At 71.4% G+C, this 23,617-nt stretch carries 5 protein-coding genes (1 of these 5 running past the window's edge); 3 read left to right on the forward strand and 2 right to left on the reverse strand.

Features of this window, described 5'->3' with window-relative positions; genetic code table 11:
* On the reverse strand, window positions 1-17,008 hold the 5' portion of the coding sequence (locus BMY74_RS20370) for a non-ribosomal peptide synthase/polyketide synthase (RefSeq protein ID WP_143091637.1). 13,853 nt of this gene lie to the left of the window's left edge; the window shows 17,008 of its 30,861 coding nt (coding positions 1-17,008); the start codon lies at window positions 17,006-17,008; the stop codon falls past the left edge of the window.
* 797 nt (window positions 17,009-17,805) lie between these two features.
* Between BMY74_RS20370 and BMY74_RS20375 the strand changes: the two genes are divergently transcribed.
* The 3 genes from BMY74_RS20375 to BMY74_RS20385 all read left to right on the forward strand — a co-directional run bounded on the left by BMY74_RS20375 (window position 17,806) and on the right by BMY74_RS20385 (window position 20,784).
* Window positions 17,806-19,293, forward strand: a complete 1,488-nt coding sequence (locus tag BMY74_RS20375; RefSeq protein ID WP_177229837.1) for an ArnT family glycosyltransferase — start codon at window positions 17,806-17,808, stop codon at window positions 19,291-19,293.
* A gap of 77 nt (window positions 19,294-19,370) precedes the next feature.
* A complete protein-coding gene (locus BMY74_RS20380) occupies window positions 19,371-20,312 on the forward strand; it encodes a hypothetical protein (protein WP_143091639.1) in 942 nt (313 codons plus the stop codon).
* Between the two features lie 61 nt (window positions 20,313-20,373).
* Window positions 20,374-20,784, forward strand: a complete 411-nt coding sequence (locus BMY74_RS20385; protein ID WP_089918208.1) for a Calx-beta domain-containing protein — start codon at window positions 20,374-20,376, stop codon at window positions 20,782-20,784.
* Here BMY74_RS20385 and BMY74_RS20390 read toward each other — a convergent pair.
* Window positions 20,762-23,545, reverse strand: a complete 2,784-nt coding sequence (locus tag BMY74_RS20390; protein WP_245786257.1) for an AfsR/SARP family transcriptional regulator — start codon at window positions 23,543-23,545, stop codon at window positions 20,762-20,764. The genes BMY74_RS20385 and BMY74_RS20390 overlap by 23 nt on opposite strands.
* Window positions 23,546-23,617: the final 72 nt, after the last annotated feature.

Raw genomic sequence — 23,617 nt, forward strand, 5'->3', positions numbered from 1 at the left:
ACAACAGGTCGTTGCCCTGCGTGCGGTACGCCTTGTGCGCCTCGCCGAGCAGCGCGGACGTCGTCTCGGCGTCCAGCCACGACTGCACGACCGCACCGGACGCCTCGGAGTTGGGTCCGTCCCCGTCCACCGGTACCGCGGTGACGTCCGCGGTCGTGGCGACCCAGTGCTCGCGCTCGTCCCCCGTGTCGAGCGTCTGGAGCTGCTCCGCCCACGCCTGGAACGAGGTGGTCTTCGGCCCGAGCTCCCGACCGGCGTAAACGGTGTCGAGGTCCTCGAGGAGGACGTTCCACGAAACCCCGTCCATCACCAGGTGGTGCACGGTCAGCCCGAGCCACGCCGGCTCGTCACCGCGGTCGAAGAACACAGCAGCCAACAGCGGCCCATCGGCCAGCCGCAACGACTTCTGCGCCTGGGTCATCTGCTCGACGACGTCATCGCCGTCCGCCACCCGCAGGAACCCGCCGGACTCGACCGGCGCGTTGTACTGGCTCTCCGGCGTGAACCGGATCCGCAACGCGTCGTGGTGGGCGACGAGCACGTCGAACGCCTGGCCCAGCCGGACCGGGTCGGTACCGGGTGCCAGTTCGAACACGCCCGACCAGTTCCAGTGGTCGCGGTCCGGGATGTCCTGCGCCAGGAACCAGCGCTGGATCGGGGTCAGCGGAACCGGCCCGGTCACCACCCCTTGCTCGGCCAGGGTCTCCGGCACCGCGTCCCGCACCACCAGCGCCAGCTCGGCGACGGTCTGGTGGGCGAACACGTCCGCCACGTCCACACCCAGCCCGGCCGCCCGGACCCGGGCCACGATCTGCAGGCTGACGATCGAATCCCCGCCGAGCTCGAAGAAGTTGTCGTGCACCCCCACGCGCTCGACCCCGAGCACACCGCTCCACACCGCCGCGAGCGTCTCCTCGACAGCGTTGCGAGGCGCCACGAACGCCTCACCGGAGGTCTCCGGCTCGGGGTCCGGCAGACCACGCCGGTCCACCTTGCCGTTCGGCGTCAGCGGCAACCGGTCCAACGCCACGAACACCGACGGCACCAGGTAATCCGGCACCCGCTCACGCAGCCACGTACGCAGGACCTGCCCGCTGAACTCACCCTCCGCCACCACGTAGGCAACCAGCCGCTTACCGCCGTGCGGCCCACCATCTCGCGCCACCACAACGACGTCACGCACGCTGTCGTGATCACCGAGAACGACCTCGACCTCACCCGGCTCGACCCGATAACCACGGATCTTCACCTGCTCGTCGACCCGACCCAGGAACTCGATCGTCCCGTCCGCACGCCACCGCGCCCGGTCACCCGTGCGGTAGAGCCGTCCACCGGCCGAGCCGAACACGTCGGGCACGAACCGCTCCGCCGTCAGGTCCGGCCGGCCCACATATCCCTGCGCCACACCAGGTCCGCCGACGAGCAGCTCACCCGGCACGCCCACGGGCACCGGCCGCCACGACCCGTCCACCACGAACGCCTGAGCGCCCGCCAACGGCGTACCGATCGGCACGACAGCGGCGGGGTGGTCCTCACCGACGGCGTGGAAGATCGAGTCGATCGCCGCCTCGGTCACGCCGAACACGTTGCCCGGCACCGCGTTCGGCGCCACCTCGCTCACGGCCGTGACCAGGGCGTCGTGCGTCCACATGTCCGTACCGGAGATCACCAGGCGGAGGCTTTCCACGGGACCCGCGGTCCGGGAGTGGGCCGCGAGATCGCGCAGCAGCATGCCCGGCACGATCTCGGCGACCTCGACCGAGTGCTCGACCAACGTCGCGTGCAGCGACTCCACGGTCACGTGCTCGTCGTGCGGCAGGAAGACCACGGTCTGCCCGAACGCCAGCGCCCGCGTCATGTCACCGATCGACACGTCGAACCCAGGCCCCGACATCGACAACACCGTGCCCGGACCACCCAACGAGGCCAGCCCATCACGCCACCCGGACACATAGGACGAAAGAGCAGCATGGGTGACGGCAACGCCCTTCGGACGACCGGTCGAACCCGAGGTGTACGCGATGTACGCCAACGAGCCGGGGTCGATCGACGGGAGGGGCTCACCCACGGCCGGGGACACGTCGTCCACCAGGAACACCGGTCCCGCGAACCCTTCCAGCTCACCGGCCAGCGCCGCAGTCGTCACAGCAGCGACCACACCGGCATCCGCCAGCAAGAACTCCAGCCGCTCCGCCGGCAACCCCGGATTCACCGGCACATAAACACCACCGGAGCGCAACACACCCTGGAACGCCACCGCCAACTCGATCCCACGCGGCACCAACACCGCGACCGGCGACTCCGCGGTCATCCCGCCCACCCGCAACCGAGCGGCCAGCCCGTCCGCCCGCGCACCCAGCTCGGCGAACGTCAGCCGCTCGTCACCGCACACCACGGCGACCTCGTCCGACGCCCATCCCGCGATCAGGTCCGGCACCGGCCGTTCGGCGGTGGGCACGGGAGTGGAACCCCAGGCCACCAGCTCCGCCGCCTGCTCGGAGCGCTGCACGGGCACGTTCCGCACGGCCAACTCGGGCCGTTCCGCCACGGCCGTCAGCACGACCGCCAACTGGTCGAGGATCCGCTCGACGGTGATCCCGTCGAACGCGGCCGTCGAGAACTCCGCCTCGACGCGCAGACTGCGTTCCAGGTCGACCGCGAAGGTGAGCGGGTAGTTGCCCTGCTCCACCGACTCCGCGGCCTGCAGCCCACCCAGGTCTTCGGGCAGCTCCTCCTGCGGGTAGTTGCCGAAGACCACGATCGAGTCGAACAACGCGCGGCCGTGCGGAACGGCCGACCACCGCTGCACGTCCACCAACGGTGTGTATTCGAAGCGCTGCAACGCGATCTGGTTGTCCTGCAACAGAGGCAACCACTCGGCGAACGACAGGTCGGCGGGAACGGAAGCACGTACGGGAAGGGTGTTGATGAACAACCCGACCATCGACTCCACACCGGTCAGCTCGGCCGGACGACCTGACACGGTCAGACCGAACGTCACGTCGTCGTCGCCCGAGTAAGTCGACAGCAGCAGCGCCCACGCCGCCTGCACGACCGTCGACAACGTCACGCGCTGACGGCGGGCCAGGTGGACCAGCGCGCCGGTGACCGTCTCGTCGAGGAGCAGGCGGCGCCGGTCCTGGTCGTAGTGGCTGCTGGCCTGCCGATCGACCGGAAGTGCCGTGGGGGCCTCGAAACCGGCCAGGTAGGTGCGCCAGAAGCCTTCGGACGCCGCCGGGTCACGCCGGTCGAGCCACGCGACGAAGTCCCGGTAGGGCCGCACGGGCTCGAGGACCTCGCCCTGGTAGGCGGCGGACACCTCGTCCATCACGACCGGCAGGCTCCACCCGTCACACAGACCCTGGTACAGACCCCACACCAGCCACAACCGGTCGTCGCCGCGATCCACCAGGTACAGCCGCATCAACGGCGGTGCGGCCAGGTCGAAGCCCAGCGCGCGGTCCTCCTCCAGCAACTCCCGCAACCGTTCCTGCTGAGCTGCGTCCTCGAGACCCGACCAGTCACGCAGGCCGAGCGGAACCTCGACGCCGGTCAGCACGACCTGCACGGGTTCGCTGACGCCTTCCCACACGAACCCGCTGCGCAAGGCCGCGTGCCGCGCGATCACGGTCCGCCAGGCGCCGGCCAGCCGTTCGGCGTCCAGCGGACCGGTGAGGTCGTAGACCCCCTGACCCCAGTAGAGGCCGTCGACGGGAGACCCCGCCACACCGAACAGCATGCCCGCCTGCACCGGCGCCAGCCGATGCACGTCCGCCAGCGCGTAGCGCTCGGCGAGCCGGTCGACCTCGTGCTGCGTCAGGGTCGCGAGCGGGAAGTCCGACGGCGTGAACCCACTCGCGGCACGGCAGTGCGCGACCAGTTCGCCCAAAGCCTCGACATAGCGGGCGGCGACCCGTTCGACGGTGGCGGTGTCGTGCAGGTCGTGGCTGAAGTGCCAGTCGACCCGCAGGCGCCCTTCGGCGTCCTGCTGCGCCTCGACCTGCAGGACGTGCGACCTCGTCCCGCCGGGTCCTTCGCTCGGGCCCGCCAGCTCGGCCGGCAGCTCCCGGCGGATCAGCCCGACCGAGTCGACGGCGTCGAACGCGCCCAGGTAGTTGAACAGCACGGGCCGATCGACGGCATCGTCCAGATCTCCTCGCAACCACCGCAAGGCGCCATAGCCGACACCACGACGTGGAACGGCCCGCAGCTCCTCCTTGACGGCCTTGATCGCCGCCGCCGGATCGCTCTCGTGCGTGAGGCGCACCGGGAAGATCGACGTGAAGTACCCGACGGTCCGGGACAGGTCCACGCCGTCGGCGACCGCCTCGCGGCCGTGGCTCTCCAGGTCCACCGTGACGTGACCGGCGCCGGCCCACTCCCCCAACGCCTGCGCGAGGGCGGCCAGCAGCAGGTCGTTGCCCTGGGTGCGGTAGGCGCGGTGCGCGTCGCCGAGCAACGCGGCCGACGTGCCGGCGTCCAACCAGGTCTGCACGACACCGGCCGACATCTCGCTGTTCGCGCCGTGCCGGTCCTGCGGCAGCGCCACCACGTCCGCGGTCTGGGCCAGCCAGATCTCGCGTTCGTCCCGCGCGTCCAGCTCCCGCAGGACCTCGGCCCACTGCTGGAACGACGTCGTCTTCAGCCCGAGCTCACGGCCCGCGTAGACGGCGTCGAGGTCCTCCAGCAGCACGTTCCACGACACCCCGTCCATGACGAAGTGGTGCACGGTCAACCCGAGCCACGCGGGTTCGGCACCGCGGTCGAAGAACACGGCGGCGACGAGCGGTCCCTCGGCCAGCCGCAACGAAGTCTGCGCGGCGGTCATCTCGGCGACCACGTCCGAGTCGCCCTCGACGACGCGGAGGAACCCGCCACCACCGACCGGCGCGTTGACCTGGCCGTCCGGGGTGAGCCGGAGGCGCAACGCGTCGTGGTGGACCAGGAGGGCGTCGAGCGCACGACCGAGCCGTTCCGGATCGGTGCCGGGGGCGAGTTCGAACATGCCGGACCAGTTCCAGTGGTCCCGGTTCGGCACGTCCTCGGCGAGGAACCAGTGCTGGATCGGGGTCAAGGGCACCGGACCGGTGACGACCCCCTGCTCCGCCAACGTGATCGCAGGGGTGTCCCGCACGACGCCCGCCAGCTCGGCGACCGTCTGGTGCGCGAACACGTCCGCCACGTCGACGCCGAGACCGGCCGCCCGGACCCGAGCCACGATCTGCAGGCTCAGGATCGAGTCGCCGCCGAGCTCGAAGAAGTTGTCGTGCACCCCCACGCGCTCGACCCCGAGCACACCGCTCCACACCGCGGCCAACGTCTCTTCAGCCGCGGTCCGAGGCGCGACGAACGCCTCACCGGCGGTCTCCGGCTCCGGATCCGGCAGACCACGCCGGTCCACCTTGCCGTTCGGCGTCAGCGGCAACCGATCCAACGCCACGAACACCGACGGCACCAGGTAGTCCGGCACCCGGCTTCGCAGCCAGTTCCGCAGCTCCCTGGCGTTGAACTCGCCCTCGGCCACCACGTAGGCAACCAGCCGCTTACCGCCGTGCGGCCCACCATCCCGCGCCACCACAACGACATCACGCACGCTGTCGTGATCACCGAGAACGACCTCGACCTCACCGGGCTCCACCCGATAACCGCGGATCTTGACCTGCTCGTCCACACGACCCAGGAACTCGATCGTCCCGTCCGCACGCCACCGAGCCCGGTCACCCGTCCGGTAGAGACGTTCCCCGGACGACGTGAACACGTCGGGCACGAACCGCGTGGCCGTGAGGTCGGGGCGTCCGACATAACCGCGCGCCACACCGGCGCCACCGACCAGCAGCTCACCGGGAACGCCGACGGGAACGGGCCGCATCGCCGAGTCGACGACGACAGCCCTCGCACCGGCCAACGGCGTACCGATCGGCACCACAGCCGCCGGGTGGTCGTCGGTGACGGCGTGGAAGATCGAGTCGATCGCCGCCTCGGTCACCCCGAACACGTTGCCCGGCACCGCGTTCGGCGCCACCTCGCCCACAGCCGTGACGAGCGCGTCGTGCGTCCAGAGATCGGTGCCCGAGATCACGAGCCGCAACGACTCGACCGGCCCCGCGACCCGGCAGTGCGCGGCGAGATCGCGCAGCAGCATGCCGGGGACGATCTCGGCGACCTCGATCCGGTGCTCCACCAGCGTGGCGTGCAACGACTCCACGGACACGTGCTCGTCGTGCGGCAGGAACACCACCGTCTGCCCGAACGCGAGCGCGCGGGTCATGTCGCCGATCGACACGTCGAAGCCGGGCCCGGACATCGACAGGACCGGACCAGGCCCGCCCAACGCGGCCAGACCGTCACGCCACCCGGCCACATAGGACGACAGCGCGCCATGGGTGACCGCGACGCCCTTGGGGCGACCGGTCGAACCCGAGGTGTAGGCGATGTACGCCAACGCACCGGGATCGATCGGCGGAAGAGGCCCGGCAGGGGCCGCGGACACGTCGTCCACCAGCAGCACCGGCCCGGCGAACCCCGGCACGTCCGAGGTCGTGACCACCGCGACCACACCGGCGTCGGCCAGCAGGAACTCCAGCCGCTCCGCCGGCAGCCCGGGGTTGATCGGCACGTACACGCCACCCGACCGCAGCACTCCCTGGAACGCCACCGCCAGGTCGAGCCCGCGCGGCACCAGCACCGCCACCGGCGACTCGACCGCCACCCCGGCCAGCCGCAACCGAGCGGCCAGCCCGTCCGCCCGAGCGTTCAGCTCCGCGAACGTCAACGACTCGTCACCGCACACCGCGGCAACGCCATCCCAGCCCCGGATCAGCTCGGGCACCGGCGCCTCGGCCTCCGGCACCGGGGTCGCGCCCCACGCCACCAGCTCCGCCGCCTGCTCCGGACGCTGCAACGGCACGTCCACGACGGCCAGCCCGGGACGTTCGGCGACGGCGGTCAGCACGACCACCAGCTGGTCCAGGATCCGCGCCACAGTCGCCGAGTCAAACGCCGCCGTCGAGAACTCCGCCTCGATCCGCAGCGTGCGTTCGAGGTCGACGGCGAAGGTGAGCGGGTAGTTGCCCTGCTCGACCGAGTCGACCGAGGCGTAGCCGTCAGGCAGGTCCGCGTGGTCCTCGGGCAGTTCGCGGTGCGGGTAGTTGCCGAACACGACGATCGAGTCGAACAGCGTGCGGCCACCCGGCACCGAGGACCAGCGCTGGACGTCCACCAGCGGCGTGTACTCGAACCGCTGCAACGCGACCTGGTTGTCCCTGAGTTCGCGCAGCCACGAGGTGAACGGCACGTCCTCGGGTACGACCGTCCGCACCGGCAGCGTGTTGATGAAGAGCCCGACGATCGACTCCACGCCCGCCAGGTCGCCGGGACGACCGGACACGGTGAGCCCGAACAGCACGTCGTCCTCGCCGGAGGACGCGGACAGCACCTTCGCCCACGCCGCCTGCACGACCGTCGACAGCGTCACGCGCTCACGCCGGGCCAGCTCGACCAGCTTGGTCGTGACGGCCTCGCCGAGCCGCGTCCTGAGGCGGTCCTGCGCGTAGTGGTCGCCCGCCAACCGGTCCACCGGCAACGGCGTGGGCGCCTCGAAACCGTCCAAACAGGACCGCCAGAACGACTCGGACTCGTCCGGGTCGCGGGCGTCCAGCCAGGAGATGAACTCGCGGTACGAGCGCACGGGCTCCAGCGCCGAGCCGTCGTAGACCGCCAGCACCTCGTCCATGACGACGGGCAGGCTCCACCCGTCGCACAGACCCTGGTACAGCCCCCACACCAGCCACAACCGGCCCTCGCCGCGATCCACCAGGTACAGACGCATCAACGGCGGCGAAGCCAGGTCGAAGCCCAGCGCGCGGTCCTCGGCCAGCAACTCCCGCAGCCGCCCGTGCTGAACGCCGGACGCGAGCCCGGACCAGTCGTGCACCTGCAACGGAACGTCGACGCCGACCGGCACCACCTGCACCGGCTCGCTGACGCCTTCCCACACGAACCCGCTGCGCAGCGCCGCGTGCCGCGCGATCACCGTCCGCCACGCGCCGGCCAGCCGGTCGACGTCCAGCGGGCCTGCCAGGTCGTAGACGCTCTGCCCCCAGTAAAGACCGTCGACCGGCGACCCCACGACACCGAACAACATGCCCGACTGCACCGGAGCCAACCGGTACACGTCCGCCAACGCGTAACGCTCCGCCAGCCGATCCACCTCGGCCTGCTCCAACGACGCCAACGGGAAGTCCGACGGCGTGAAACCCGAGGCACCGGACTGGCAGTGCGCCACCAACGCGCGCAAGGCCTCGACGTACCGGGCCGCGACGCGCTCGACGGTCGAGGAGTGGTGCAGGTTCGTGCTGTGCAGCCAGTCGATGCGCAGTCGGCCGTCGGCGGCGCGGGCCACCTCGAGCTGCAACGGGTAGGCGCGCATCCCACCGGGCCCCTGCATCGGCCCGGCCAGGTCGGCGGGGAGTTCCCGGCGGATCAGGCCGTCCGGGTCGACGGCGTCGAACGCGCCCAGGTAGTTGAACAGCACAGGCCGTTCGACGACGTCGGTCGAAGACCCGTGCAGCCACCGCAGGGCGCCGTAGCCGACACCGCGCCGGGGCACCGACCGCAGGTGCTCCTTGACCGACTTCACCGTCGCGCCGACGTCGTCGCACCGGCTCAACCGCACCGGGAAGATCGACGTGAACCAGCCGACCGTGCGGGACAGGTCGAGCTCCTCGCGGCCGTGGCTCTCCAGGTCGATCGTGACGTGGTCGCTACCCGCCCACTCCCCCAACGCCTGCGCGAGAGCGGCGAGCAGCAGGTCGTTGCCCTGTGTGCGGTAGGCCTTGTGCGCCTCGCCGAACAACGCGGCCGTGGTCTCGGCATCGAGCCACGTGCTCACGACCGCACCGGAGGCCTCGGTGTTCGGGCCGTCACCGTCGACCGGCAGCGCGACCACGTCCGACGTCGCCGCGGCCCAGTGGTCCCGTTCGGCGTCCGCGTCCAGCTCCTGCAGGTGTTCCGCCCACTGCTGGAACGACGCGGTCTTCGGGCCCAGCGCCTCCGAGCGGTAGGCGGTGCCGAGGTCCTCCAGCAGCACGTTCCACGACACCCCGTCCATGACGAAGTGGTGCACGGTCAACCCGAGCCACGCGGGTTCGGCACCGCGGTCGAAGAACACGGCGGCGAGCAGCGGGCCGTCGGCCAGCCGCAACGACTTCTGTGCCGAGGTCATCTCGGAGACCACGTCCGCGTCGCCCTCGACGATCCGCAACAGGCCGGCCGGCTCGACCCCGGCGTTGTGCTGGCCGTCGGCCGAGAACCGGATCCGCAACGCGTCGTGGTGCGCCACGAGCAAGTCCAGCGCCTGCCCGAGCCGAACCGGATCCGTGCCGGGGGCCAGTTCGAACACACCGGACCAGTTCCAGTGGTCGCGGTTCGGGACGTCCTGCGCCACGAACCAGTGCTGGATCGGCGTCAACGGCACCGGACCCGTGACCACACCCTGTTCCGCCAGGGACACCACGGGCGTCTCGCGGACGGCGAGAGCGAGTTCGGCGACGGTCTGGTGGGCGAACACGTCCGCCACGTCGACACCCAGGTCCGCGGCACGGACGCGGGCGACGATCTGCAGGCTCAGGATCGAGTCGCCGCCCAGCTCGAAGAAGTTGTCGTGCATCCCGACGCGCTCGACGCCGAGCACCTGCGACCACACCGCCGCGAGCGTCTCCTCGACAGCGTTGCGGGGCGCCACGAACGCCTCACCGGTCGTCTCCGGCTCCGGGTCGGGCAGCCCGCGCCGGTCGACCTTGCCGTTCGGCGTGAGCGGGAGCCGTTCCAGCGCAACGAACACCGACGGCACCAGGTAGTCCGGCACGCGCTCACGCAACCAGGAGCGCAGCACCGAACCGATGACGCCGCCGTCCTCGGCGACCACGTAAGCCACCAGGCGCTTGCCGCCGTGCGGCCCGCCATCCCGGGCCACCACCACGACATCGCGCACACCGGGGTGGTCGCCGAGGACGACCTCGACCTCACCGGGTTCCACGCGATAGCCGCGGATCTTGACCTGCTCGTCGACGCGCCCGAGGAACTCGATCGTGCCGTCCGCACGCCACCGAGCCCGGTCACCCGTGCGGTAGAGCCGTCCACCGGCCGCACCGAACACGTCGGGCACGAACCGTTCGGCCGTCAGGTCGGGCCGGTTCACATACCCCTGCGCCACACCGGATCCACCGACCAGCAGCTCGCCGGGAACACCCACCGGGACCGGCCGCATCGCCGAGTCGACCACGACGGCCCTGGCACCGGCCAGCGGCGTGCCGATCGGCACCACGGCGGCAGGGTGGTCCTCGCCGACCGGGTGGAAGATCGAGTCGATCGCCGCCTCGGTCACCCCGAACACGTTGCCCGGCACCGCGTTCGGCGCCACCTCCGCCACCGCGGTCGTCAACGCGTCGTGCGTCCACATGTCCGTGCCCGAGATGACCAGGCGCAGCGACTTGACCGGCCCGGCCTCCCGGCAGTGCGCGGCCAGGTCGCGCAGCAGCATGCCCGGCACGATCTCCGCGACCTCGACCTCGTGGTCCACCAACGTCTCGTGCAACGACTCCACGGTCACGTGCTCGTCGTGCGGTAGGAACACCACCGTCCGACCGAACGCCAACGCCCGCGTCATGTCCCCGATCGACACGTCGAACCCGGGCCCCGACATCGACAACACCGTGCCCGGACCACCCAGGTCGGCCAGTCCTTCACGCCATCCCGCGACGTACGAGGACAACGCGGCGTGCGTCACCGCGACGCCCTTCGGGCGACCGGTGGAACCCGAGGTGTAGGCCACGTAGGCCAGCGCGCCGGGATCGATCCGCACCGGCAGCGCGCCGAAGCCCGGCGAGTCGTCCAGCACCAGCACGTCGGCGAGCCCGGTCAGTTCCCCGGCCAGCGCCGAGGTCGTGACGGCGACGGTCGCGCCGGCGTCCTCCAGCAGGAACGCGAGCCGTTCGGCCGGCAGCCCGGGATTGATCGGCACGTACACGCCACCGGACCGCAGCACGCCCTGGAACGCGACGGCGAGCTCGATCCCGCGCGGCACCAGCACCGCGACCCGGGACCCGGCCACCACACCGGTCTGCTGGAGCCGTCCGGCCAGCGCCTCCGCCCGGAACCCGAGTTCGGCGAACGTCAGGCTCTCCGCACCGCAGACCACCGCGACCTCGGGCGAGATCCGCGCCCAGTCGTCGATCAGGTCCGGCACCGGGCGTTCGGCGGCGGGCTCGCGGGTCTCGCCCCACGCCATCAGCGCAGCGGCCTGTTCGGGACGTTGCAACGGCACGTCCCTCACGACCATGCCCGGCTGCTCGACGACCGCGGTCAGCACGACCACGAGCTGGTCCAGGACGCGTTCGACCGTCACGGCGTCGAAAGCGGCGGTGGAGAACTCGGCCTCGATCTTGAGCTCCGCCTCCACGTCGACGGCTAAGGTGAGCGGGTAGTTGCCCTGCTCCACCGAGTCGACCAGCGGCGACAGCTCGAAGTCGGCGACGCGGCTCTGCCCACCGGGGTAGTTGCGCAGCACGACGATGCTGTCGAACAGCGCCCTCCCACCGGGCACCGAGGACCAGCGCTGCACGTCCACCAGCGGCGTGTGCTCGAACTGCTGCAAGGCGGCCTGGTTGTCCCGCAGCTCGCGCAACCAGTCGGCGAACGGCGTGTCCGACGGCACCGCGGTCCGCACCGGCAGCGTGTTGATGAACAGGCCGACGGTCGACTCGACCCCGCCGAGCTCCGGTGGCCGGCCCGACACGGTCAGGCCGAAGACCACCTCGTCCTCACCGGAGGACGCCGACAGCACCTTCGCCCACGCGGCCTGCACGACCGCCGACAACGTCACGCGCTCGCGGCGGGCCAGCTCGAGCAGCCCGGCGGTCACGGTCGCGTCGAGGTGCGTGCGCCTGCGGTCCTGCGCGTAGTGGCTGGTGGCCAATCGGTCCACCGGCAGCGGCGTCGGTGCCTCGAAACCGTCCAAACAGGACCGCCAGAACGACTCACCGGCATCACGGCCGTCCAGCCACGCGATGAACTCGCGGTACGACCGCGCCGGAGCGAGCGACGCACCGTCGTAGGCCGCCAGCACCTCGTCGAGAACGACGGGCAGACTCCACCCGTCACAAAGACCCTGGTACAGCCCCCACACCAGCCAGTGCTGCCCGAGACCGCGGTCGACCAGGTACAGGCGCGTCAACGGCGGCGCGGCGAGGTCGAAGCCCAGCGCCCTGTCCTCCGCCAGCAACTCCCGCAACCGGGCGTCCTGGGCCGCCGAGTCGAGGCTCGACCAGTCGTGCGTCCGCAGCGGCACGTCGACGTCGGCGAGCACGACCTGGACCGGTTCGCTGACGCCTTCCCACACGAACCCGCTGCGCAACGCTGCTTGACGGGCGACCACCGTCCGCCACGCGCCGGCGAGCCGGTCCGCGTCCACGGTCCCGGTGAGCTCGTAGATCCCCTGGCCCCAGTAGAGCCCGTCCTCGGCCGGGGCGCCCACGACACCGAACAACATGCCGGACTGCACCGGTGCCAACCGGTACACGTCCGCCAGGTCCGGGAACCGCGCGGCCAGCCGGTCGACCTCGTGCTGCGCCAACGACGCCAGCGGGAAGTCCGACGGCGTGAGACCCGAAGCGCCCGACCGGCAGTGGGCGACCAGTTCCTCCAGCTCACGCCGGTAGGTCGCGGCCAGCCGCTCGACGGTCGCGGCCTCGTGCAGGCCGGCGCTGTAGTGCCACTCGACCTGCAACCGCCCGTCGGCCGTGCGGGTCACCTCCAGGTTCAGCACGTGCGACCGCGTGCCACGACCGGCCGTCGCGGCACCCCGCAGGGCCACCGGCAGCTCGCGCCGCAGCAGGTCGCCCGTCGCCGCACCGGATCCCAGGTAGTTGAACAGCACCGGGCGGTCCGGCGCGCCGGCCAGTTCGCCGTGCAGCCACCGCAACGCGCCGTAGCCGACACCGCGGCGCGGCACCGCACGCAGCTGCTCCTTGACCGCCTTGACGGTCGCGCCGACGTCCTCGTGCCGGCTCAGCCGCACCGGGAAGATCGACGTGAACCACCCGACCGTGCGCGACAGGTCGACCCCGTCCGCGATCGCCTCCCGACCGTGGCTCTCCAGGTCGATCGTCAGCTCGTCGGTGCCGGCCCACGGACCGAGCGTGCGCACCAACGCCGTCAGCAGGAGGTCGTTGCCCTGCGTGCGGTACGCCTTGTGCGCGTCCCCCAGCAACGCGCTGGTCGTCGCAGCGTCCAGGAACGTCGTGTGCACCCGCGCGGAGCGTTCGTCGTTCGGCCCGTCGCCGTCGACCGGCAGCGCCACCACACCGGACGTCGCCGCGGCCCAGTGGTCCCGTTCCGCGCTCGCGTCGAAGTCCTGGAGCCGCTCGGCCCACTGCTGGAACGACGTCGTCTTCGGCCCCAGTTCCCGCCCGCGGTAGGCGGTGCCGAGGTCTTCCAGCAGCACGGCCCACGACACGCCGTCCATCACCAGGTGGTGGACCACGAGACCGAGCCACGCGGGCTCGTCGCCCCGGTCGAAGAACACCGCCGCCACCAGCGGACCGTTCGCCAGCCGCAACGACCTCTGCGCCACCGTCATCTCGGCGGCGACGTCCGAGTCGCCCTCGACCGTCCTCAGGCCGACGGGCTCGATACCGGCGTTGTGCTGACCGTCGGGCGTGAACCGGATCCTGAGCGCGTCGTGGTGCGCGACCAGGACGTTGATCGCGTCGGCCAGACGTCCGGAGTCCGTGCCGGGCGCCAGTTCGAACACACCCGACCAGTTCCAGTGGTCGCGGTCCTCGACGTCCTGGGCCAGGAACCAGTGCTGGATCGGCGTCATCGGCACCGGCCCGGTCACCACGCCCTGCTCCGCCAGCGTGACGGCAGGGGTGTCCCGCACGACGGCCGCCAGCTCGGCCACCGTCTGGTGCGCCAGCACGTCGGCCACGCCCAGCCCCAGCCCGGCGGCACGCGCCCGTGCCACGATCTGCAGGCCCAGGATCGAGTCGCCGCCGAGCTCGAAGAAGTTGTCGTGCACACCAACGCGTCCGACGCCCAGCACCTGCGCCCACACCGACGCGAGTGCGTCCTCAGTGGACGTTCGCGGCGCCTCGTAGGCCTCCGCGGTCTCGGGCTCGGGGTCCGGCAGTCCGCGCCGGTCGACCTTGCCGTTGGGCGTCAGCGGCAGTCGGTCCAAGACCACGAACACCGACGGCACCAGGTAGTCGGGCACCCGCTCCCGCAGCCACGACCGCAGCTCCTTCGCGCTGAACTCCCCTTCGGCCACCACGTACGCGACCAGCCGCTTACCGCCGTGCGGCCCGCCATCCCTGGCGACCACGACGACATCGCGCACGTTCTCGTGGTCGCCGATGACGACCTCGACCTCACCGGGCTCCACCCGGTAGCCGCGGATCTTGACCTGCTCGTCGACCCGGCCGAGGAACTCCAGCACGCCGTCCGCGCGCCACCGCGCCCGGTCACCCGTGCGGTAGAGCCGGCCTCCGGCCGAGCCGAACACGTCCGGCAGGAACCGTTCCGCCGTCAGATCCGGACGCCCCGCGTAGCCGCGCGCCAGACCGGCACCGCCGACGAGCAACTCACCCTCGACACCGACGGGCACCGGCCGCAACGCCCCGTCGACGACGAACGCGTCGACCCCGGCGAGCGGGCCGCCGATCGGCACCACCTCGCCCTCGCGCTCCGGCAGCGCGGTCACCGCGTGGAAGATCGAGTCGATCGCCGCCTCGGTCACGCCGAACACGTTGCCCGGCACGGCGTTGGGCGCCACGGCCCCGACAGCGGACACGAGCGCGTCGTACGTCCACATGTCGGTGCCCGAGATGACCAGGCGCAACGACTCCACCGGTCCCGCCTCGCGGCAGTGCGCGGCCAGGTCGCGCAGCAGCATGCCCGGCACGATCTCGGCGATCTCGACCTCATGGCGCACCAAGGTCTCGTGCAGCGACTCCACCGACACGACCTCGTCGTGCGGCAGGAAGACCACGGTCTGCCCGAACGCCAACGCCCGCGTCATGTCCCCGATCGACACGTCGAAACCGGGGCCCGACATCGACAGCACCGTGCCCGGACCCCCCAGCGAGGCCAGCCCTTCACGCCACCCCGCGACGTACGAGGACAACGCAGCGTGCGTCACCGCGACGCCCTTCGGACGCCCGGTCGAACCCGAGGTGTAAGCGATGTACGCCAGCGAACTCGGATCGATCGCCACCGGCGGCTCGTCCGACACGGTGTCGTCGAGCACGACGACCTCACCGGTGAACCACTCCAGCTCACCCACGAGGTCCCGCGTCACCACCGCGGCCACGACGCCCGCGTCCGCCAGCACGAACTCCAGCCGCTCCCGCGGCAACCCCGGGTTCACCGGCACGTACACGCCGCCCGACCGCAACACGCCCTGGAACGCGACCGCCAGCTCGAGTCCGCGCGGCACCAGCACCGCGACGGGCGACTCCACCGACACCCCGGCCTGCCGCAACCGGGCAGCCACCCCGCCGGCCCGGGCACCCAGCTCGCCGAACGTCAGCCGCTGGTCGCCGCACACCACGGCGACCCCCTCCGCCGCCTGCCCGGCGATCAGCTCCGGCACGGTCGCGGTGGGCTCCTGCTCCGCCCCGGCACCCCACCGGCGGGTCACCGGCAGGTCCACAGTGGACGAAGGCACGCGTCCGCCCGCGGGACCGGTCGCGAGCCGGTCCAGCACGTCCAGGAACCGCTCCTCGTGCAGCGCCAGCTCGGCTTCGGCCGCCACGCCGTCCTCGACGTCGACGTCCAGCCAGGCCTGCGAGCCGTGCGACCAGCCGTAGGTGGTGACGGTGAGGTCGCGGATCGGCCCGACGGCCAGGTTCCGCGGCACGTCCGCGACCACGCCGGGACCGAAGTGGTGCGGCCGGACGAAGTCGACGACGTTCAGGGTGGGACCGAACCACGCCCCGTTGCCGGTGACACCGAGCCTGCGGGCCAGGTCCTCACCGCGGTACCGCGACCGGGCACCGATCTCCGCCAGTCGCGCGGTGGTGGCGCCGGCCAGCTCGCGGACCGTCAGGGAGTCCGGCAGGTGCAGCACGACAGGTGCGACGTTCGCCAGCAGACCGGGAGTCGCGCGCGACAGCGGACTGCGGCGGGCGGCCGTGGGCAGGCTGAACACCACGTCGTCGCGATCGGTCAGAGAACGCTGGTAGGCGGCGAAAGCCGAGACGAGGAAGTGCGGGACGCGCATGCCCAGCGAGGCCGCCCGGTCCACCACGGCGGACCGCAACGCCGGGTCGACGGCGACCGCGCGCCGCCGCGAGGGACGCTGCCGGTCGGGACGGCGTTCGTCACGGCCCTGCACCGCCGCGGCGACGGACTCCAGCCAGTACCGCTCGTCGGCCTCGCGGTCGGCGGAGCGCCGGTAGGCCTCGTCCTCGGCCACGACGTCGGCCCACGAACCGAAGTAGCGGGGCCGGTGCTCGCCCGCGTAGATCTCCGCCACGCGCTGGGTGAGCAGGTGGAAGGTGAAGAGGTCCGAGATCAGGTGGTGGGCGCGGTGGTACCACCAGTACTCGGCGTCGGCGACGCGCAGCAGCGCCCAGCGCCAGAGCGGTGCGGTCCGGTGGTCGAGCGGCCGGGCGGCCTCGGCGAGCGTCCACGACCGTGCCGCGGCAACGGGATCGGGCTCGCCGCGCAGGTCCACCACCGGCAGGACGTCGGCGGGGAGCTCGCCGGCCAACGCCTGCCAGGGCGTGCCGTCCGCGCGTTCGCCGAAGAACAGCCGGTACGCGTCGGACTCCCCCACCGCGACGCGGGCGCTCGTCCGCAGGAGTTCCTCGTCGACGGCTCCGCGCAGGACCACGTACTGGGCCGGGTTGAACTCGGGGGTGTCCCCGAGCAACTCGGCCGACAGCCACATGTCGACCTGCGCCGCCGTCAGCGAGTACCGGACGCCGGGCACGCGCCGCTCAACCACTGAAACGCTCCTCATTGCAGATGGCCCCGACACAACGGGACAGAGAGACCGCTGAAGTCACAGATACAGCGGGTGAAGAGCACTTTTTGAAGTCCGTGCTCGCGGACCAGGGCCGGACAGGGCGGTGCCGGCGGGAAGAGGTCGACCGCTCAGGGGCGTTCGGAGATCAACGGATCACCGACGCCGCACCTGTGCGGGTACGATCCCGCGCGCGACTCGCGGATGAATTCTCGTACAACGGCCATGAAAACCCCCTTGCGTCATCCGCCGATACCGCAAATTCACGCAACGTGCACGCGAATAACCGGGTCGACGAAAGCACCCCACCCCAAAGAAGCCCCCAGAGCCGCCTAAGCGACAACCGCAGATTAGCCAGGCCCGCGACCAGCACGAATCCGCCGAACAGCCCAATTCGGCTCTTATAAATTTCATCAATCCGCTTATAGGCCAATTGGTGGACAGCCAGGAAATGTCACGTGCCGCACCCACTCCAACACATGGCGTGACGAAAGTCTGTGTGACGCGTCACACAACGGTCAAAAACCTTCACCTTCGTCCACGATTTGGTAATCGTGCGCGTTTTGCGCCCACCAATTGAGATGGCCGAACACGTGCTCACGCGCCATTCTCGGACCAATCCTCCACATTCGCGTTGTTTTGCGGCGAGGCGTTCGGAAAGCTGGTATGGGCGCTTGTCGTTCAATCATGGGACCTTTCATTTCCCGCTACCCTCGCCGACGCGGTGGCTCCCCCGGTCACCGAAGAGGGGAGCGATCGCGGTGTTGACGGTGCAGGGCGTGGCAACGCGGGGCGGCACCGCCGTCGCGCCGGCGTGGCGCCCGGTGGCGGTGGTCGCGGGGCTGTTCGCGGCCCTGGTGTTCCCGTTCGCCGGGAACTACGGGCTCACGGCCGACGAGCTCTACTTCCGGATGCTGGGCGACGACCCGCGCTGGGGCTACTTCGACCAGCCACCGCTCGCGCCCCTCCTCGCCAAGGCCGGCTCGGTCCTGTTCGGTGACACGGTCTGGGGCATCCGGGCGCCCGCGTTGCTGTGCGGCATCGCGATCGTCGTGCTCGCCGCGCTGATCACCGCGGAACTGGGCGGCGGCCCGCGGGCGCAGGTGCTCTCGGCCGCCGCCGCGGGCACGTCCGGCATGGTGCTCGCGATGAGCCACTTCCTGCTGACCAACAGCCCGGACCTGGTCGCGTGGTGCGCGGTGGCGCTGTTCGCCGTGCGGGCGTTGCAGCGCGGGGACGGCCGGTGGTGGCTCGCCGCCGGGATCACGTGCGGAGTGGCCACGTACGCCAAGTACGTCGTGCTCCTGCTGCCGGTGACGTTGCTGGTGGCCCTGCTGGTCGTGGGGCCGCGCAGGGAACTGCGCAGCCCGTGGCCGTGGGCCGGTGCCGGACTGACGCTGGTGATCAGCGCACCGAACCTCGTCTACCAGGCGGTCAACGGCTGGCCGCAGCTCGTGATGGCACGGGCGTTGTCGGACGGGGTCTGGACCGACGGGCTGATGTTCCCCCTCGACGTCGCCATCCTGGCCGGGCCGGTGGTGGCCGCGATCATGGTGGTGGGCCTGGCGGGTGTCCTGCGCCGGCCGCGGTGGCGACCTGTGCGGGCGTTGGGTGCGGCCTACCTGCTCGGCACGGCACTCGTCCTCGCCGTCGCCCCCAGCGGCATCGACTACACCGAGGGCTACCTGGTGCCGCTGATCGCCGCGGGGTGCGTGCTCGTCGACGAGTGGCTGACCCAAGGCCGGAAGCGGGTGCCGGCGGCCGTTTCCCTGTTCGCGGTCTTCGCCGCGGTGCAGGTCGTCGTGACGCTGCCGGTGCTGCCCGCACGCGTGTTCGCGCAGTACCCCGCGTCGAGCCTGACGACCGAGACGATCGGCTGGGAGGGGCTGGTCGGGCAGGTGAAGGACGCCTACGCCGCCCTGCCCGCGGGAGAACGGTCGCGTGCCGTGGTGCTGACGCGGAACTTCGGCGAGGCGGGCGCGTTGCACTGGATGCGCGACGACCGCCCGCTCCCCCGGATCCACAGCGGGCACAACGAGCTCTACTTCAACGGACCGCCGCCGGACACCGCGGATGTCGTGATCGCGGTGGGCGTGGCCGAGGACAGGCTGGCGCAGGACTTCCGCGAGTGCACGGTGTTCGCGCGCATCGACAACGGTCTCGACCTCGCAACCACCGAACAGGGTCGTGCGATCTCGGTGTGCCGCGGTCCGAAGGCCCCGTGGGCCGAACTGTGGCCCGGCTACCGGCTCATCGGGCCGTACTGACAACCGCACGACAACGTCGCCACAACAGCTCGCCGGTACTCCTTCGGTCAGCACGACCACAACCGAGGGAGGCCATGGTGAAAGCCAAACTGGCAACGGTGCTGGTGGGGCTGCTGGCGGCCGCGACGCTCATCGCGCCGGCCGTCAGCGCCACGCCGTACCAGCGCGACGTCTTCGTCCGCGACAACGTGAGCGACGTCGGCAACGAGCCCAGCACCGGCAGCATCTACTACAGCCCGGACATCAAGGTGTGCCACACGCCGGTGCCGTGCGCCGTGTCCCAGAACCCGATCGTCGGGGTCAACAACTACGTCTTCGTCAACCTGAGACGCAAGCCGGGCGCGGTCGGCACCATCGACGGCAGCCTGCACCTCTACCGCAGCAACCTCGGCGGTGGCACCGCGTGGCCGGGCGGCTGGACGTTCATCGGCACCGCCGGCTCGACCGTGCCGGTGGCCGGCACCACGGTAATGATCACGTGGCCTGGCTGGAACGTCCCCGGCCCCGCGCACTTCTGCCTGCTCGCCCGCTGGGTGTCGAACGCCGACCCGATGACGTTCGCCGAGACCCCCAACACCCAGCAGAACGCGCAGCGGAACAACAACATCGCGTGGCGCAACGTCGACTCCGTGCGGGTGCGGCCGTTCGAGCCCGTCCGCGTGCCGTACACGATCGGCAACCCCGATCGCGCCGACGCCCGGCAGGCGTTGATCCTCGAGCAGCCGCAGCCGTTCGCCGGTGTGATCACGTTCGACCTCGGCCAGGAGCTCACCGCCCGGTGGAAGGCCGCCGGTGGCAGGGCGACCGGCGTGAAGCAGGTCGGCGAGACGCAGTTCCAGGTCGCCGACACCAAGGCCCGTTTCGACGGCCTGGTGCTCAAGGGTGACGAACGCGTCGAGACCGCGCTGACGTTCGAGACCGACCGGGAGACCGGTCCGGCGGAGCTGCACGTTCGCCAGACCGACGCCCAGGGCGTGGACCTCGGCGGCGCGCAGTACCTGATCAACGAGAAGGACTGAGTATCAACCCCGGTGGGTCCGTCTCCGTTACTCGGAGACGGACCCACCGAAAGGGTTGTCAATGAAGACCATCATGGTGTTGTTGCTGCTTCTGCTCGGGATCGTGCCCGCGCGCGGAGCAACGGACTGCGAACCGCCGGACTGCCCGGTCGTCGTGGACGCGTTCGACGGCCCGGTGCACGAGAAGGCGGACTCGTACACCGCGACGCTGGCACTGCGCAACGGCCCGGCGCAGCAGGACGTCGAGGTGTCCTACCGGTTCGTCGACGGCACGGCGAAGCAGGGCGAGGACTACCAGGCCGCACCGCGCGGAACGGTGACGATCAAGGCCGGCCGGGCCCAGGCCGGTGTGCCGTACCGGGTGTTGCGCGTGACCGGCGAGAAGAAGCAGTTCACGCTGGAGATCACGGCGGTGAGGAACGGCCAGGTGGGCAAGCGGGTCGCCGTGTTCACGATCGCCGGCAGGACGTGAACAGGCTGACGGCCTGAGCCAGGTGCCGGGCAGCCGGGGTCCACCGCCCGCACCGGCCCTCCAGGCCGGCGAGCGCGCGGTGGACCTGGGCCTCCTCGAACCCGTCCGGGGCCTGGGTCCTCGCCTGGAGGGCGGCGCCGAGGTGCTCGCGGGCGGCGGCCAGGTCGTTCATCGCCAGTTCCGCCTCGGCGAGCCGGCGCAACGCCGACGCCTCGCGGTGCCCGTCGCCGAGGGTGCGGCACACCGCGAGCGCGTCGGTGAGACTTTTCCCGGCCACCGCGGGATCTCCGAGCGCGAGCTGGGTGATGCCGAGGCCGATCAGCGCGTCGGCCTCGAAGCGGTGGTCGGTGATCTCCCGGCTGATCGCCAGCGCGTCCCCGAAGCAGCGCAACGCCGGTTCGAGGTCGGCGAGCTGGTGGTAGGCGTTGCCGAGCGTCATCAACGTCGCCGCCTCCAGCCGTCGGTTGTCCTCGGCGCGGAACGTGTCCAGCGCCGCGAACAACGGCGGGGCCGCCAGTTCGGGCCGCCCCATGCGGACGTAGGTGTAGCCGAGGTTCCGCCGGGCCAGCGCGACACCGACCTCGTCCCCCACGGCACCGTGCACGTCCATGGCCGCGCGGTAGGACTCCAGCGCCCGGTCGAACTCGCGCAGCTCGGAGTGCGCGTTGGCGATGTTGTTGTGCAGCCTTGCTTCTCCGCGCAGGTCGCCCGCCTCACGGACCAGTGCGAGCGCTTCCCGTTGCACCACCATGGCTTCGGCGATGCGGGAGGTCATCTGCAGCGCGATCCCCTGTCCGCGCAGCATTTCGGCCTCGGCGCGCCGGTCGCCGAGCGCGCGGGCGGCCCGGACGGCGTGTTCGCACTGCTCGACGCGGGCCGCCCAGTTGCCGCGCGCCTCGAAGTAGCTCGTCAGCAGGTAGGCCAGCTGCCACGTCTCGCGGTGCAGGCCCTCGCGGGCGGCCAGCCGGATCACGTGCAGCACGTTGTCGCGCTCGGCGTCGAGGTAGGCGAGCACCTCGACGCGGTCGGCGCCGAACGGGAGGTCGTCGGAACGCTCCCGCACGACCAGGTCGTGACGCGGGTTCAGCACCTCGCCGGCCGCGTGCGCGATGGTGAGATAGCGGTCCAGCAAGCGTTCCACGCCGTCACCGAGGTCACCGCTCTGCCGCGCGAACAGCCGGATCAGGTCGTGCAGGGCGTACCGGCCGTTGCCCATCTCGCTGACGAGGTGCGAGGTGACCAGCTCGTCGAGGCCGGGCCCCATCGCGTCGGCGAGGTCGGCGGGGAAGCTCGCACCGGGGTGTTCGCCGAGCACGCGGAACAGCCTCGCGGCCTGCGGGCTCAACGTCCGGTGCGCACTGGCGAACACGGTGCGGACCGTCCGGTCGTCGCCGTCGACCGTCAGCACGTCCAGCGGGTCGTTGCGGGTCAGCTCCCGCACGAGGTCCGCGATCCGCCTGCCGGGCCGGATCGCGAGCCGGGCGGCGGCGATGCGCAACGCGAGCGGCAGCCGTCCGCAGTGGACCACGAGCTCGGCCGTCGCACCGGGCTCGGCGCCCACCCGCTGCTCGCCGAGGATGCCGGTCAGCAGGTCGTGCGCCTCGGAACCGCTGAGCAGGTCGAGGTTCACGGTGTGCACGGCGTGGCGGGTGCCGAGCGCCGAGAGCGTGTCGCGGCTCGTGATCAGCAGCAGGTTGCCCTGGTCACCGGGCACCAGCGGCAGCACGTCCCGCGCGCGGCGCACGTCGTCGAGCAGGATCAGCACCCGCTTGCCGTGCAACAGGGTCCGGTACAGCGCGGCCGGGTCCGCGGGCACCCGGTCCGCGGGGACGCCGAGGCCGTGCAGCATCTCGGTGAGCGCCTGGGCGGGCGTGAGCCGTTGCAGGTCGAGGAACACCTGCCCGTCCGGGAAGAGACCGGCGACGCGGCGCGCCCACTCGACGGCGAAGGTCGTCTTGCCGACGCCGGCGACGCCGGAGACCACGACGATCGGCGGCAGGTCCGCGAGGGCGGCGAACTCGGCGACACGACCGGTGAAGTGCCCGGCGCGGGCTGGAAGCTGGGCGGGCCTCGCGCTGTGCAGGGCGGGGTCGCGGCGCAGGATGGCGGTGTGCAGGGCCGTGAGGGCGGGGCCGGGGTCCACGCCCAGCTCGTCGGCGAGCCGCTGCCTGAGTCTTCGGAACACCTCCAGCGCGTCTGCGTGCCTGCCGTCCTGGTGCAGCGCCCGCATCAGCAGTCCGACGAGCCGTTCCCTGGTCGGGTGGCCCGCGACCAGCCGTTCCAGCTCCTCGACGGCGTCCGGCCGGTCGAGCCGCTCGCCCCAGTGCGCCTCCAGCGCCGCGAGCCGCTGCTCCCGCAACCGGTCGGCCTCCGCCCGGCCCCACCCGAACAGCTCGGTGCCCGCGAGCGGCTCGCCCCGCCACAGGCCGAGGTCCCTGGTGCGGCCGAACACCTCCGCGTCGACGGAGGCGTCCAGCTGGTACCCGCCGGGCTTGGTGACGAGCGCGCCGGGCAGGCCGCAGTCGGCGAGCGCCTGCCGCACGCGCGCGACGTGGCTGTGCAGCGACCGCACGGCCGTGCGCGGCGGGTCCTCACCCCACAGCACGTCCACGAGCCGGTCGACCGGGACCGGCGTGCCCGCGCGCAGGGCGAGCACCGCGACGATGCTGCGCTGCCTGGCCCCCGTCAGCTCCGCGCGGCCGTGCGGTCCGCACACCTCGACCGGACCGAGAATCCGCACCTCACCCGCTGCCTCCCGCACACGCCGATACGTTAATCCGCGCTTTTGCCTGGTGGCAGCGCTGATCGTGGGACAGGACCGGCAGTTCGCCGG

The sequence above is a fragment of the Lentzea albida genome, from assembly GCF_900111005.1.
GTDB lineage: Bacteria > Actinomycetota > Actinomycetes > Mycobacteriales > Pseudonocardiaceae > Lentzea > Lentzea albida.